The 1,293-nt window shown below is 26.5% G+C and carries 2 protein-coding genes; both read left to right on the top strand.

All coding sequences use genetic code 11. The annotated features are described in order from the left end of the window. Positions 1-583, top strand: a 583-nt coding sequence (locus tag FHL06_RS13335; protein ID WP_153387106.1) for a replication initiation protein, incomplete at its 5' end; no start/stop codon positions are given. A gap of 18 nt (positions 584-601) precedes the next feature. After that, positions 602-1,090, top strand: a complete 489-nt coding sequence (locus FHL06_RS13330; RefSeq protein ID WP_153387108.1) for a helix-turn-helix domain-containing protein — start codon at positions 602-604, stop codon at positions 1,088-1,090. The last annotated feature ends 203 nt before the right edge of the window (positions 1,091-1,293 follow it).

Here is a 1,293-nt window from a genome sequence, read left to right as displayed (position 1 = left end):
ATTTAAAAAGTTTGTTTTATTTACATCATACGAAGTCGATGTTGATGAACAATACCTATCTATTAGTGTTAATAATGATTTGAAGCATATACTCAATTCAATTACTGCTGATTTCACTAAATTTGAACTACAGGAAATGACACAACTAAAATCAACTTATGCAAAAAATATGTTTAGATTACTAAAACAATATAAACATACAGGATATTTCAAAATACAAATTAATGATTTCAGAGAACGTTTAGATATTCCGAAAAGTTACCGAATGAGTGAAATTGATAAATATGTATTTAAACCAATAATTAAAGAATTAGGCTTTTTATTTAAAAATTTTAATATTAATAAAATTAAAGCTAAAAAAGGACGAAAAATTGAGTGGTTAGAGTTTTCTTTTGAACCTGAGAAACGTATTCATTCGAAACGACAATCTAATATGATAAGTACAGGCAAACCAAAACGATACATAAGCCGTGAAATGACGCCACAATGGTTAAAAAATAACACATATCAACCAACCACATCTAAAACATCTGAGTATACAGAAGAAGAACGTCGAGCTTTTTTACAAAAAATGAACAAGTAAAGGAGACCCAGTTATTTGATGAAAACTGTAAAGGAAGTTTCTGAACTTTTAGATGTCTCTAAACAAACAATTCATTATCATTTAAAAAGTTTACCTTCAAATTTGAAGGTAAAAAAAATAGGTAACAAATCATTAATAGATGATAATACAATAGATTATCTAAAAACAATTTTAAATAAAAAAACGACAAAAGAATCGACAAAATTTGATGAAAAATCGACAAACAAAACAGAATCATCAAATAATCAATATAACAGTTATGTCGATAAATATATAGAGCATTTAGAATCAGAAATTCGACAAAAAAATCGACAAATTGACGATTTAACAATCGCGTTAAAACAAGAACAATCTTTGAATTTAAATAGCCAAAATATATTAGGTAATAACGAAAAAATAGAAACAGATAACATGCATGAAAAAGAGAATATTTTTGAATCAAAAATATCAAATCAAAATGAACAAAAGCAGTCTTTATTTTCAAAATTATTCAAGAAAAAAAACTAACAAGATAAATAGTTTTTTATTTACTTATAGCAAAGTAACGAAAATCAACGTAGATGAACGACATACAACGAGACTATTTTACAAAAGAGAACATACACGATATACTGAACTTAACAAAAAGTGTGATGTTCTTTGTACATCAAAAACCCCCACAGCCGTCCAAAGCTTTGTGGGGGTTTTCTTTTATCATTTGAATTTATCAT

The sequence above is a fragment of the Companilactobacillus halodurans genome, from assembly GCF_009600985.1.
Taxonomy (GTDB): Bacteria; Bacillota; Bacilli; order Lactobacillales; family Lactobacillaceae; genus Companilactobacillus; species Companilactobacillus halodurans.
Note: the sequence above shows the minus strand (reverse complement) of the source record. Positions and strands in the feature narration are given on the sequence as shown.